This window comes from Alphaproteobacteria bacterium (assembly GCA_017302575.1).
Lineage (GTDB): Bacteria > Pseudomonadota > Alphaproteobacteria > Rickettsiales > UBA3002 > JAFLDD01.
Genome location: JAFLDD010000001.1, coordinates 461,546 through 475,503, shown reverse-complemented (window position 1 = coordinate 475,503; position 13,958 = coordinate 461,546). Strand labels below are relative to the sequence as shown.

The following is a 13,958-nucleotide window of genomic DNA, read 5'->3' as shown; positions in this document are numbered from 1 at the left end:
CACGGGGGAGTGTTTATGCGAAACCTATAGCAAATTGCAAGCTAAATGAGCGCATCATGTTAATTGGTGCCGATCCAATCTTCATGGAACCTTCACACACCAAAACCTGAACTCAACTATATTGGCGGCAATTCATTACAGCACTGAAAAGGATATTTGCCATGACAAGCCCAATTATAGACCGCGACCGCGACGGAAGAATCGATGGAAACGAAGTGGTAGAAGCCCTCCGCCGAGAAGATGCGCCAGGCTTTACGGGCCCTAAGCACATACATGAAATCTTGGGGGTAATTAGCCGAGAAATTGGTGCGCCATTTGGCTCGCTTAGGGATCAACTCGTTGCAGAATCTCCTACAGAAGTGCCGCGGCTTGATAGAGATATCGCCGAAATTCTTAATGTATCATTCAATGCTCTGCTTGAATCAACAGATCCAGCAATCGCTGATTTTAAGCGCATGTTTCCAAACGGCTCAGCGATTTCGGTAACGGATGTCGATGATATAGCTGAGCACGCGAGGGGAACGGTTGTTATTATTCCTTCTCCTGCGCCAGCTCCAGCACCAGCGACCCCAAGCACACCCAGAACTATAAGAACTTAAGTGGACAACACTAAGTAATAGCCTGTGTTATGAGTAGCCCCTTTCTTAAGGCAAGAGGCTTGTCATTCGTGAGAATTTGACTAAGGTGCTGGCCGAAAAGGACATAATCTATGACACAGCATTTACATGGCGCATATACTGCACTTATCACTCCGTTCAAAGCGGGTGCGCTTGATATTGGTGCGTACGAAGCCCTTATTGAGTGGCAAATCGCAGAAGGTATTCACGGCGTTGTGCCCGTTGGCACCACGGGTGAATCGCCCACAGTTGCGCCTGAGGAGCACAAGAAACTTGTCGAAGTTGCCGTGAAAACTGCCAAAGGCCGCATTGGTGTTATGGCGGGCACAGGCTCGAACTCTACAGCCGAGGCGATTGATTTCACCAAGCATGCTGAAAAAGCGGGCGCAAGCTCATGCCTCGTCGTGGCGCCATACTATAATAAGCCAATACAAGAAGGCATTTTTCAGCATTATAAAGCCATCGCATCTGCGACGAGCTTACCTATTATCGTTTATAATATTCCTGGCCGTTCGGTCATCAACATCACCGACCAGACCTTGGCGCGATTGGCAGAAATACCTAACATCGCTGGCGTTAAAGACGCAACGGGCGATTTGGCGCGCCCAAGCACGCTGCGCCGCCTTGTGGGTGATAGGCTGGTATTATTTAGCGGTGAAGATATGACGGCCGTGGGCTTCAATGCCATGGGCGGCAAAGGCGTGATATCGGTGACCTCTAACATCGTACCAAAATTAGTGGCAGAAGTGCAGAATCTGTCTCTCGCAGGTAAGTACAAAGAAGCACTGGAATTGCATGAGCGTTTAGTATTCCTGCATCAGGCCATGTTCTGCGAAACCAGCCCTTCACCAGTCAAATACGCAGCGTCATTACTGGGTAAATCTTCAACCGAGGTGCGTCTACCACTGGTAGAAATTCAAGCAGCATCTAAAGCAATGATCCGCGACGCAATGCTGGAATTGCAGCTTATTTAATATGGCTACTCAAAAACGCGCAGTCCCCAAAAAAAGCGCGCCAACCGCAATGAATCGCAAGGCGCGATTTGAATATAATATTGAAGAAACCATTGAGGCTGGCATCGTGCTTTTGGGCACGGAAGTGAAGTCACTACGTGCTGGCCGCGTCAATATCGCAGACGCCTATTCGAGTGTGAAGGGCGGCGAATTATGGTTATGGAATGCCCATATTCAGGAATGGTCACATGGTAATCGCAATAATCATGAACCGACCCGTGCCCGCAAATTATTGGTCAGTGCCCGCCAATTGAGTAAATTAACGGGCCTGCTTAAGGTGCGCGGCACTACCTTGGTCCCCCTAAAAATCTATTTTAATGACCGTGGGTATGCCAAGGTTTTACTGGGCGTAGCCCACGGTAAAACCCAATATGACAAGCGCCAGACTATCAAAAATCGTGATTGGAAGCGTGAGCAGGGCCGCCTGATGAAGAATCAATAATCTGATTGCCCCTAGCCCTAAATTATGTTAACCATTTGTTAACTATTATGCTAGGCACACTTAAGACATTACTGGGCGGTAAGGAAGAGGCGCAACCGCCTGTTAAAGCCGCTATTCCGCTTACAAAACTAGAGACTGGCAGTGCGCTCGAATTCTCAAATGACACCCTAATCCCCGAATTGCGCGGTAAAAAAGCGAGCATTCAAGCCGTTCGAACCTATCGTTTTGGCGAGACAACAACCGTAAGCTACATTCTCACGGTCGATGCGGTAGATTCACTCATCCTCACCATCGCGCAGGATGATCAGGGCTATTACTTGGGCATGTCGCGTGAATTAAGCCCTGAAGAGCAGCATCAGTGGTTCGACCGTGATGCGTTAAGCTTCTTCACGGAACTTTCTTCGGCCAAGACACTCAAAGCAAAAGTTACTGACGCGCAGTTTCCAAACTGGGTGGCGCCAAAATACGTTAAAACCATCGAGTTTATGGATGGCACTTTAACACAAGGCCGCCTCTCCACTTCCGATGCTGCACGTAAAACCCAGAATATCCAATATAGTTTATTGGTGAATGATGCGGGCGATAAAGCGGTTGAAATCGAAGTGTACCCCGAACTCAAAACCCACCGTGTTTATGTTACGGTCTACCGCCCCGCAGAAGACATTAAGCTGCTGAGCCAACCAATTCCTATGATTCCAGCGCCCACAACAAGCGCTCCAAAAGTTCCCGTAAAAGCCATTGAGCCTGCGGCAGCACCTAAAACGGTTGTGACGCCCGCTCCAAAACCAGTTGCTCAAGAAGAAAAACCAACACCCCAACGCCCAGATTTTCGTAGGTTGAACATGGCTGATCATGCCCCCGTTATTAAACGTCCTGCTGCTGTAAAAGTGATTGATGAAGATTTGGAAGCATCACCAGTTCCAGCCTTCTTAACGGCAGAGCCAAAGCCAGTAACGCGTTCAAAATACCTGACGCTCGATGAAGTGTTGCCGCCCGAAATTGAGCGCGTGCGCTGTGATATGGCAACGGCCAAACTGTTGATTGATACCTCCATGAAGCGTGGCGTAAGAGTGCGCGATATTTTGCGCATGATGACAGGCTTGCAGGCCCCCGCGCATGATGAAGTGCTGTTCGAAATGCCGCTTTCGGATGAAGACTACAAGCAGCTTGCCCAACGCTACCAACTTAAGCCAGACATGCGCGCAGAAATTCGTAGCCGCATGATGGATGAGCTTCAAAAGAAGCTTAAAAAAATGAATGGTTGATTCATTCGCTAGCCAGCTTACTCTGCTGGCATGACGATTCTCACTTCCCATTGGCATCACGATGTATTGCGCCTCACCGCGCAAGCAATTGAACAGCGTTACCCGCAAGAGCAATGGCCAAACATTTTAATTCTCATGCCGAACCGCCGTAGTTGCATTGCCATGCGCGAGGCATTCACTCAGCACGCAGAGACATTGCTTCTACCGCGAATCGCTCCCCTAGCGGATGCCGAGAATGAGCTCATGTTGTCATTGGCTCAACAACCTGATGGGCTAAGTAAACTGGGCGATATCCCACCCGCCATGAGCCCGTGGCAACACCGCATGATATTGGCGGAGCTGGTGGCACGATTTGAACAAAACCGCACGAAAGTGAAACCATCCTTCCAGCACGTGTTAGCACTGACGGATGCTTTAATCGCCATTCAACAAAACATCGTACGCGAAGGGCTAGATGTATCGCAGATCGATATGCAATCCATTCGCTTCTCGGATACGGCCAAACATTGGCAAATCCATGCGGATTTTCTAAGCATCCTCTTTACGCAATGGCCACTGATTGAACGTGAAATGCATTTGATATCTCAGGCATCGCGTGAGCAATTGCTATTACAAACACTCCATGAAAGCTGGCAAAAAGCACCGCCAAAACACCCCGTGTGGTTGGTGGGTTCCACGGGAAGTATGCCAGTAGTACGCCAGTTAATGCAGGTAATTCACGCACTGCCACACGGTCATGTTGTGCTGCCTAACCTAGATACATCCCTGCATGATTCCGTACCGATAGGTCACGCGCAATATTACCTGCAAGCCTCACTGAGCGCGATGAATGCAACCGCTAAAGACGCGCAGTTATTGGGTGATGACGCCATCGCACCGCGCCAAAAAATGTTGGCTGGCAAAGGGGGCGATGTCAGCAATATCGAAATCATTCAATGCACCCACGAGGCGGAAGAAGCGGGTGTCATCAGCCTCATTGTGCGTGAGGGATTAGTTGATGCCAATAAAACCATTGCCATCATAACACCTAATATCGCGCTCATGCAGCGCATTCGCCTTAGCCTCATGCGATATGACGTGCACGTCAACACACCGCAAGGTAGTGCGCTTGCCCAATCACCTGCAGGCCAAGTCTGGGCTGGTGTCCTTCGTTGCTTGGATGATGAAGTGAGCGTTTTAAGTGTATTAGAACTACTGCATTTAGAAGGCGTTGATTGCGGTGAATCCGCTAGCTCTTGGAATGGTTTTTTGAATGTTTGGCGCAACCAATGCCGTGGCGTACAACCCACCAGCTTACGCTCCAAACGCATAGAGCGCTTGGCGAGTGATTTCAGCGCCGCCGCTAGCTTATTGCCAATCATACGAGAGATGGAACGTGTTCAAGCAGAATCGCAAACATTAGCACAGTGGCTTACCACACTCACAAAATTAGTATCCAAACTTGCCCCACAACCGCTCGCTGGGCATGAGGTTATCGCGCAGCTTTGTGAACAACTAGCCGCCGCATCCGACCATGTGCGTTTTGACGTTTCAGATATCACCACCTTATTGCAAGAAGCGCTGCAAGCGCCGCTACGCAAACCAGATTTTTCGGTACATCCACGTGTACTGATCCTCAGCCCAATGGAAGCACGCCTACAATATTTTGACCGAGTTATATTGGCAGGGTTTAATGATGGCGATTGGCCACAAACCTACACGCCAAATCCTTGGCTCAATCTTGGCCAACGTCAAACTTTGGGCATGACACCACCTGAAGCACAAGCCACACTTGCCGAACATGATGTTCATGCACTCGGCATGGCGCCTGAACTGTTTATCACCCGTAGCCTAAAGTCCGAAGGCACACCCACCACACCGTCACGCTACCTCGTGAAGTTGGAAGCGCAGTGGGAGCGGGAAGGGGTGAAATGCACCTCGCGCCCATGGCGTGAATGGTGGGCACAGCTACATGAAGCTAAGCCCGCACCTATTGCACCCGTAGCACCAAGCCCGCCCGCCGCAGCGCGCCCTAAGCGCATGCGTGTTACCAGCCTCCGCCATTTATTTAGCGACCCCTACGCTATTTATGCGGAATATGTATTAGGCCTGCGAACGCTAGATCCGTACGACCAAACACCCGACGCTTCAACCCTTGGCTCACTGGTTCACCGCCTGATCGAGGAGATGCTTCGTGTGAATCATTCACCCGATGACAGTGATTGGCTGATGCGCCATATCGCCCATCTGGAATCAGACGCGCGGCTGTATGCTCTGTGGTTGCCACGTATTCGCACTATCTTACGCTTCGTGAAGGCTATCCACCAAGAGCGCGCATGTGATGATGTGGAAATGGAAATGAAGCATGAGGTCAATGTCGGTCCCGTAACACTGGTCGGTAAAATTGATAGGCTGGAAAAGCAGGGCGATTCCTATTCCATTCATGATTACAAAACGGGCAATGCACCCGCTAAGAAAGATATGCAATTAGGATTAGAGCCACAACTCATCGCCTACGCATTGATGCTTCATGAGGAACGCGGGGCGCTGCCTGAAGAACTTATCTATTGGGCATTACCTAAAGCGAGATTCGCGGGTGACTTGGTGTCCTATGAGCTGGGTGAACAGACACTCCACCAGCATGCTGAAGCATTACGCAACGCGCTTACTTCGATACTGGAAGAGGAGTTTTCCTTCCGTGCCCTAAACACAGAAAGCGATTATGCAGGTATTAGCCGCAACGATGAATGGGCAGCCTAACTTCATAAAAATGTCATACTACGATAGGTTGGAGCGCTCTATAAATAGCCGTAAACAACGGAGCGGAATGATGACTCGTAACCAGCTAGACAGCGAAATAGCAAAATATACATGGCAGCGCACACCCTATGCAGGTGGCTATTACGTAGTACTGAACGCAGATAACCCGAATATAGATCTACTAAAACGCGAGTTAGATAGATCAAGAATCATTCACGACGTTTCAGAAGAAAAGACCGATGCAGGAAGCTCAATCATTATTTCCATATCGGAATATAATGTCCCTGCCGCGTTAAAAAGCGTATTTGCTTCGACACAGGCGGCTGCATCCAGAATCTAGCTATTGCTTTCATCCTGCTTCTTCAACTCTTCGATTTTTTTGCCGATTTCAGCAATAGGGTCGATAGGTTGGAAGAAGGTTGAGGGGTCTGCACCATACATTTCTGCGACTTTGAGGGTGACTTCCTCTGGCGGCGTTTGACCTTCCGCCGAGACAATCACTTCACCATATTCCTCAAAATTATAGAGGTCGATTTTACCACTCGTTTCAGCAGCCTTGAATGCATCGAACATCGAAGGCTTCACTGCCACATAGCACCAGAATGGGCCGCCATGATCCATTTTGCCATAGAGCAACATAATCACACGCGATAGCTGGTCGGGATTATATTTATCTTGATCGGTCATTATGCAGCCTTTCTGTTCGGCGTTCCATCATTCATGATCTGACGCATGACGTACTGTAGAATACCACCATGGCGATAATATTCCAACTCATCCAGCGTATCGATGCGGCAGAGGAGCGTTGCGGTTTCTTTCGAGCCATCCGCGCGGGTGATGGTCGCCGTCAACTCCTTGCGGGGTTTCAGGTCGCTCGCAATGCCCGTAATCTCAATCTTTTCGTCACCTTTCAGGCCGAGTGATTGGCGGGTCTGCCCACTCGTGAACATGAGCGGCAGAATGCCCATACCCACAAGGTTAGAGCGGTGAATACGCTCGAAGCTCTCGGCAATCACGGCTTTCACGCCAAGCAGCATCGTTCCCTTTGCCGCCCAGTCGCGTGATGAACCGGTGCCGTATTCCTTACCAGCGAAGATCACCAGTGGGGTGCCTTCGGCTTGGTATTTCATGGCGGCATCGTAAATCGCGAGCTGTTCGCCACTTGGAATGTGCTTGGTAAAGCCACCTTCCACACCTGCGAGCATTTCGTTTTTGATGCGGGTGTTTGCGAAGGTTCCACGCATCATCACCTCATGGTTACCGCGACGCGCGCCGTAGGAGTTGTAATCCTTTGGTTCCACGCCATTAGCAGCCAAATATTTCGCAGCAGGCGAGGTTTTTGCAATGTTACCTGCGGGTGAAATATGGTCAGTGGTAATGGAGTCACCAAGGATAGCAAGCACGCTCGCGCCCTTAATGTCTTTCATCGTGTCCTTACCTACCTCGCGTGTCATGTTCACGAAGTATGGTGGGTTCTGCACGTAGGTGGATTTGTTATTCCACTTATAGGTCGTGCCTTCCGCCACGGGGATTTTTTGCCATTCAGGCTCGCCCGCGAATACATCCGCATATTTTTTGGCGAACATTTGTGCGGTCACGTGCTGATGCACAGTGTCGGCCACTTCTTGGTTGGTTGGCCAAATGTCTTTGAGGTAGACAGGCTTACCGTCCGGCGTGGTGGCAATCACGTCTTTGGTAATGTCGATTTCCATCGAGCCAGCAATCGCGTAGCTCACTACGAGTGGAGGTGATGCGAGGTAGTTCGCACGCACCAGCGGGTGCACGCGGCCTTCGAAGTTACGGTTACCCGAGAGCACCGAGGCGACCACGAGGTTATTATCCTTAATCGTTTTCTCGATGTTGTCATGCAATGGGCCAGAGTTACCGATACAGGTCGTGCAACCATAACCCACGAGGTTAAAGCCCAGCGCATCGAGCGATTTATCAAGCCCTGCGGATTGCAGATATTCCGTTACCACTTTGGAACCTGGAGCCAGCGAAGTCTTCACCCATGGCTTGGCTTTCAGGCCAAGCGCCGCAGCTTTTTTCGCAACGAGGCCCGCAGCCACCATCACGTATGGGTTGCTGGTATTGGTGCAGCTGGTAATCGCGGCGATGACCACTTTGCCGTGTTGCAGTTTGAAATCTGCGCCATCGACACCCACTTCGGTGCCAGCAGCGAGGGTGCCGGTGTTGAGCTTCGGCAATTCCGATGCAAAACCTTGCGATGCTTTGCTGAGCGCCACACGGTCTTGTGGGCGCTTTGGACCTGCGAGTGAAGGCTCAACCGAACCAACATCCAGCTCCAGCGTATCGGTGAAGATGGGGTCTTGGTACGATGCATCACGCCACATGCCTTGTGCCTTGGCGTAAGCCTCAACCAGCGCCACGGTATCGGCAGGGCGGTTCGAGAGTTTCAGGAAGTTGATGGTCTCGGCATCGATTGGGAAGATACCGCAGGTTGCGCCATATTCCGGTGCCATGTTGGCAATGGTTGCACGGTCAGCCAGCGACAAGTTATCGAGGCCTGGGCCATAGAATTCCACGAATTTACCCACTACGCCTTTGGCACGCAGCATTTGCGTAACCGTGAGCACGAGGTCAGTTGCGGTCGTGCCTTCTTTCAATTTACCTGTCAGCTTGAAGCCAATCACTTCTGGAATCAGCATCGAAACGGGTTGGCCAAGCATCGCTGCCTCAGCCTCAATACCACCCACACCCCAACCTAAAACGCCGAGGCCGTTAATCATGGTGGTGTGCGAGTCGGTGCCCACGCATGTGTCTGGGTAAGCAACGGTTTCGTTACCTTCTTGTTTCGTCCACACGCCCTTAGCGAGGTACTCAAGGTTTACTTGGTGGCAAATGCCAGTGCCTGGGGGAACGGCGCGGAAATCGTCGAACGCTTTTTGACCCCAACGCAGGAACTCGTAACGCTCCATATTGCGCTCCATCTCGAGCGCGACGTTCTGGCCGAATGATTTCGCGTCACCATAGGTATCCACCATTACCGAGTGGTCGATGACGAGATCAACAGGCGAGAGTGGGTTGATTTTCTTCGGGTCGCCGCCCATTTTGGCAACAGCGTCGCGCATCGCAGCTAAATCCACTACCGCGGGAACGCCTGTAAAATCCTGCATCAACACGCGGGCAGGGCGATAGGCAATATCGCGTGGCTCGTTCTTATTCTTCAGCCATGTAGCGAAGGCTTTAATATCGTCTTTCGAAACGGTCTTGCCGTCTTCGTAGCGCAGGAGGTTTTCAAACAACACCTTAAGCGAGAAAGGCAGGCGCGACATGTCTTCGCCGATTGCTTTTGCCGCAGCGGGCAGGCTGTAGTAAGTGTAGGACTTGCCGTTTGCCGTGAGGGTTGTTTTTGATTTGAAGGTATCTGCGCTAGTCATTCTGAGCTCTCCCATCGAGGTTGTTTTTGTTTTGGTGCATGTTTCGTAACTGGCGGTAGACACACTAGCAATAAAACCCTAATTTAGCACCCGAATTTTCACCTTTTTCCCGATAGTCGTGGATGGAACAACACACTCTAGTCTTTAATAATACGACCTTGCTGCGCGAGGGTGTACAGCTCGTTGGCGGGCTGCATATGAGCTTGAATAGTGGCGATTTATTGATGGTGCAGGGCGCCAATGGCTCTGGCAAATCGACGCTGCTTAAGGCTATGGCGGGGCTGTTTCCATTGGCCGAAGGGTCCATTGATTGGAACGGCAAGCCCGTCGCCCAGTCCGAACATTACCCCAATAACGTGCTATATCTCGGCCATAAGCGCGGCCTGCGGTTGAGTATGAGCGTGCTCGATAACGTGAAATTCTGGGCGCAGATGCGCAAAACACCAGAGCTGGTCGAGGCCGCCTTGCATTATTTCGACCTCGAAGCCGTGGCCAGCGCGCCGTGCCATACGCTTTCGGCGGGTTGGCAACAGCGCGTCGCGCTCACGCGCTTACTCACCATGCCGTCAAGTTTATGGCTGCTCGATGAGCCAGTCGCGAATCTGGATGAGGAGGCGACATCATTGCTGCATTCCCTCATCATGTCACGCATCGAGCAAAAAGGAATCGTGGTGATGACCACCCATGCCGAAGTGCAGGGTGATAAGCACAAAACCCTCGATTTAAACGCCGTTGGTGGTGGCGCAGGGTGGGTGCATTGAGTATGCCTGAAACTATAAAGCGTTATATGTCTTCACCAGTCAGAAGATGTGAAAAGATAGGGATTGTTCCTCTGGTTCTGCTTTTTATTGCGGCTGGTGTTTTTAGAGATTTTGTTGGGATGCTCGGCATAACCAGTTGGAGTATGGCCTTGAAGCCATCATTATCTGGCGATCTTTTTCCCTCCAACTTTACGTTTTGGGATAGAAGTATCATTAGTTTAACTAGAGTAATCATCGGCTTTTTTCTTTATTTTTCTCTTTTGTATTGGTTTTACTGCTTGTTAATACTAAGATCTATTGCACGTATAAATCACGCATTTTTATCCAAGGCCGTTATCACAGCCATTAGCCTTTCTATCTTGAATAGCATATTAGTATGGGCTTCATTTATCGTGATTCGGGAGCATCAAAAAAGCATGACGGGAGGAAGCACCCTGTTTTATATTGTAGATGTTCTGTGCCTATTAAGCGCGGCCTGCGGGATTTACCTTATAACCACTGTCATGAGGCGCCGTCTCCCCTTAACAACGAAAGAGCTTTAGCTTTATGTTTAAAGCCATCCAGCACGACATAAAGTATTACATTAAAAATTTAGCAGAAGCTGCTTATATATATGTATTTTTTATCGCGATAATGGCGCTGTTTGTGTTCGCTGCGCCCAAGGGTGAGCTGGCGGAACTCGCCCCCACAGCCTTATGGTTGGGGTTGGTATTCTCGATGCTTTTAACCGCACCCCAAATGCTCGCACGTGATGCCGAGCAAGGCATGTTCGATTACTGGCGATTATTACCCGTGGCAATGGAATGGTTGGTGTTATCCAGGTTCATTGCATGTTTTTTGATTCAGATGTTGCCATTAATCGCGCTCGTGCCGGTGGCGGGGGTATTGCTGGGCGTGCCGCAGGCAGAGTGGGGCGAGCAGGCGGTGATTCTGGCGATCGGCGCGGTGCCGCTATTGGCCTTGATGCTCATGGCATCAGCCATGATGGTGGGTCTAAGCCAACATGGTGGACTGATTGCACTCATCATTTTACCGCTAATGATTCCGCTCATCATCTTCGGTGTCGGCGCGATGAACGGCGCGATCGAGCAACCACTGACATTACTCATCGCATTAAGTGCCATGTCGTTACCATTAAGTATTGTGGTAACTGCGGCCTGTCTTCGGGTTTCTGAATAGCTCTAGGGGGCGCGTCTAAACCCCTCAATCACATGATAAACGATATAAGGCTATTATCGTATAATATATATTATGTAAAATAAAGTGGGTATATGGCATTAGATAAGGCTTAGCCTAAGGTTTAAGATGAAATCATCCACAAGCTAATGTTCAAGCTCATCAATAAGTTGATATGATTCTCACCCGCCTTATGCACAAGGCGAAATAACCAGATCTCAATGGTTAAGCGCCTTAGCCTTGCTAAATAGACGAAAGAAATTTTCGGTGGTTTTGGTGGCCACATCTTCGTAGCTCATACCACGCATGTCGGCCAGCTTTTGCGCCGTGAATTTCGTATATGCCGGCTCACATGGTTTGCCCCTATATGGCTCCGGCGCCAGATATGGCGAATCTGTCTCGACCAGCAAACGATCCAGCGGCACGCATGAGGTCGCGTCCCTAAGCGTTTGTGACTTCTTGAATGTAATGATGCCCGATAATGAGATATAACCACCTAATTTCACTGATTCTTCAGCAAGATATTGCGAAGAGCTAAAGCAGTGAATTAGAAATCTAAAAGAACCTTTTGAAGTTTCATCTTTCAGGATTTCGACGGTATCTTCATCGGCGTCCCGTGAATGCACAATCACGGGTAAATCCAGTTTACGCGCCACGGTAATATGGCGGCGGAACAAGGTTTTTTGCGCTTCACGCGGGCTGTGTTCATAGTAATAATCAAGCCCCGTTTCACCAATCCCAATCACTTTTGGGTGGTTTGCGGCCTCTAGAAGCTCCTGCTCGCTAATGTCCTCATGCGGCTCCGCCTCATGCGGGTGTACGCCAATCGAGCAGTAAATTTCAGGGTATGTGTCCGCCAGCGCCTTTACCTCGGCAAAGTCGCTGCGCTGGGTCGAAATGGTCTGGAACAGCCCTACCCCAGCTTCTTTGGCGCGAGCAATCACCCCCGCCGTATCGGCCAGTTGTTCGTAATTCAGGTGGCAATGTGAGTCGACGAGCATTACGCCGCGGTCTCCAGCAGAATACGTGGGAATACACCCTCGGGCTTAGGCAGTTCAGTGCCTGCTTTCAGGGCGTGTTCAGGTTTCAAGTCATCAAAGCTGCGTTTGTCGGCGGGCACGGCCAGTTGATTTAGCAACTTATCCGCTGAATCAGGCACGAATGGCTGAAGCATAATGCCGATGCAGCGAATAACCTCAGCCAGCGTATGTAGGGTTGCCTCCATATCGGCTGGGCTGGTTTTCTTTTGCGTCCATGGCGCTTCTTTGTCGATGAACTCATTAGCCGCTGATGACATCGCCAAAATCGCCTGTAGCACCTCGTGGAACTTACAACGTAGCATTTGCTCGCGCGCGTCATTCAAACTGGTTGGCTTGGTGACTTGGCATTTTTCGAGTAACTCTAAATCTTGAGGGCGACCCATTGGGTTTGGCACCTTGCTGTCGCAATGCTTGGCGATCATGCTCAAGGTGCGCTGGGCAAGGTTGCCGATGTTATTGGCGAGGTCAGCATTGATGCGCTCGGCCATTGCTTGACGGCTAAAATTCCCGTCCGACCCGAAGGGCACTTCGCGCAGTAGGAAATAGCGCGTTTGATCGAGGCCGTATTTTTCAACCAGATGGTCTGGTGAGACCACATTGCCGAGCGATTTGGACATTTTTTCGCCCTCAATCGTCCACCACCCGTGCGCGAATACACGCTTGGGTAATTCCATCTTGGCGGACATGAGGAACGCTGGCCAATAAACGGTGTGGAAACGCAAAATGTCTTTACCGACCATGTGCAGATCTGCAGGCCACATATCGCCTGCCGCCGTGCAGTAGTTGGTCAAGGCATCGAGCCACACATACATGATGTGCTTTTCGTCACCTGGTACGGGTATGCCCCATTTAAATGTCGTGCGTGACACGGATAAATCCTTCAGTCCTCCTTTTACAAAACTGATGACCTCATTCTTGCGCGATTCAGGTAAAATAAAATCCTGATTTTCTTCGTAAAATTTTAGTAAAGGTTCTTGGAATTTTGAGAGCTTGAAGAAGTAGCTTGGCTCCTTCACCCATTCCACATCGGCACCTGTTGGCGCCTTCCCGTTTACGAGTTCGGATTCCTGATAAAATGCTTCATCGCGCACCGAGTACCAACCCTCATAAGCGCCCAAGTAAATATCACCTGCATCGACCAGTTTTTTCCAAAAGCCCTGCGCGTAATCTTTGTGGCGCTGCTCGGTAGTACGAATGAAATCGTCATTGGTGAGCTTGAGTGTTTTGGCCATTTCACGGAAATGCTCAGACACTTCGTCGGTAAAGGCTTGGGGCGGAATACCTGCAGTAGCGGCGGATTTCTCGACCTTCTGCCCGTGCTCGTCCGTCCCCGTCAGGAATTTGACGCGGCGGCCATCGAGCCGCATGAAGCGCGCCAACACATCACACGCCACGCTGGTATAAGCATGACCAAGGTGTGGTTTGTCGTTAACGTAATAAATGGGAGTGGTGATATAGTATTGCTGGGTCATAGGCTTTTCACCTATGCCATAATGCCCTGCTA

Annotated in this window: 13 protein-coding genes; 9 read left to right on the top strand and 4 right to left on the bottom strand. The window is 50.3% G+C overall.

Annotated features, from left to right (window positions below):
• Window positions 1–161 precede the first annotated feature (161 nt).
• The 6 genes from J0M34_02425 to J0M34_02400 all read left to right on the top strand — a co-directional run bounded on the left by J0M34_02425 (window position 162) and on the right by J0M34_02400 (window position 6,416).
• Complete coding sequence (locus J0M34_02425) at window positions 162–599, top strand: hypothetical protein (protein ID MBN8543100.1); 438 nt, start codon at window positions 162–164, stop codon at window positions 597–599.
• 110 nt (window positions 600–709) lie between these two features.
• On the top strand, window positions 710–1,591 hold the full coding sequence (locus tag J0M34_02420; protein MBN8543099.1) for a 4-hydroxy-tetrahydrodipicolinate synthase: 882 nt from the start codon (window positions 710–712) through the stop codon (window positions 1,589–1,591).
• Between the two features lies 1 nt (window position 1,592).
• Entirely contained in the window at window positions 1,593–2,072 is a 480-nt protein-coding gene (gene smpB / locus J0M34_02415) for an SsrA-binding protein SmpB (GenBank protein MBN8543098.1), read from the top strand.
• A 47-nt stretch (window positions 2,073–2,119) separates the two neighbouring features.
• Window positions 2,120–3,337 carry a hypothetical protein gene (locus J0M34_02410; protein MBN8543097.1) on the top strand — a complete coding sequence of 406 codons (1,218 nt, stop codon included), beginning with the start codon at window positions 2,120–2,122 and terminating at the stop codon, window positions 3,335–3,337.
• A 30-nt stretch (window positions 3,338–3,367) separates the two neighbouring features.
• Window positions 3,368–6,076: a PD-(D/E)XK nuclease family protein gene (locus J0M34_02405; protein MBN8543096.1), complete on the top strand. Its 2,709-nt coding sequence runs from the start codon at window positions 3,368–3,370 to the stop codon at window positions 6,074–6,076.
• A 67-nt stretch (window positions 6,077–6,143) separates the two neighbouring features.
• Window positions 6,144–6,416, top strand: a complete 273-nt coding sequence (locus J0M34_02400; GenBank protein ID MBN8543095.1) for a hypothetical protein — start codon at window positions 6,144–6,146, stop codon at window positions 6,414–6,416.
• Here J0M34_02400 and J0M34_02395 read toward each other — a convergent pair.
• Window positions 6,413–6,763: a hypothetical protein gene (locus tag J0M34_02395; protein ID MBN8543094.1), complete on the bottom strand. Its 351-nt coding sequence runs from the start codon at window positions 6,761–6,763 to the stop codon at window positions 6,413–6,415. The genes J0M34_02400 and J0M34_02395 overlap by 4 nt on opposite strands.
• On the bottom strand, window positions 6,763–9,477 hold the full coding sequence (gene acnA, locus J0M34_02390) for an aconitate hydratase AcnA (protein ID MBN8543093.1): 2,715 nt from the start codon (window positions 9,475–9,477) through the stop codon (window positions 6,763–6,765). Before acnA ends, J0M34_02395 begins: the two co-directional genes overlap by 1 nt.
• 122 nt (window positions 9,478–9,599) lie before the next feature.
• On the opposite strand from acnA, the gene ccmA reads away from it, so the two are divergent.
• From ccmA to J0M34_02375, 3 genes are read left to right on the top strand one after another with little or no spacing between them, the layout of a single operon-like run.
• The gene (ccmA, locus tag J0M34_02385; protein ID MBN8543092.1) at window positions 9,600–10,238 is read left to right on the top strand and encodes a heme ABC exporter ATP-binding protein CcmA; all 639 of its coding nucleotides are present in this window, start codon (window positions 9,600–9,602) and stop codon (window positions 10,236–10,238) included.
• Window positions 10,239–10,264: 26 nt separating this feature from the next.
• Window positions 10,265–10,780, top strand: coding sequence for a hypothetical protein (locus tag J0M34_02380; GenBank protein ID MBN8543091.1), 516 nt, complete (start codon window positions 10,265–10,267; stop codon window positions 10,778–10,780).
• 4 nt (window positions 10,781–10,784) lie between these two features.
• Entirely contained in the window at window positions 10,785–11,417 is a 633-nt protein-coding gene (locus tag J0M34_02375) for a heme exporter protein CcmB (GenBank protein MBN8543090.1), read from the top strand.
• 215 nt (window positions 11,418–11,632) lie between these two features.
• Here the strand turns inward: J0M34_02375 and J0M34_02370 are convergent, their stop codons facing one another.
• Window positions 11,633–12,415, bottom strand: coding sequence for a TatD family hydrolase (locus J0M34_02370; GenBank protein ID MBN8543089.1), 783 nt, complete (start codon window positions 12,413–12,415; stop codon window positions 11,633–11,635).
• Window positions 12,415–13,926 (bottom strand): methionine--tRNA ligase, encoded by a 1,512-nt coding sequence (locus tag J0M34_02365; protein ID MBN8543088.1) that lies wholly within the window; start codon window positions 13,924–13,926, stop codon window positions 12,415–12,417. Before J0M34_02365 ends, J0M34_02370 begins: the two co-directional genes overlap by 1 nt.
• Window positions 13,927–13,958 lie beyond the last annotated feature (32 nt).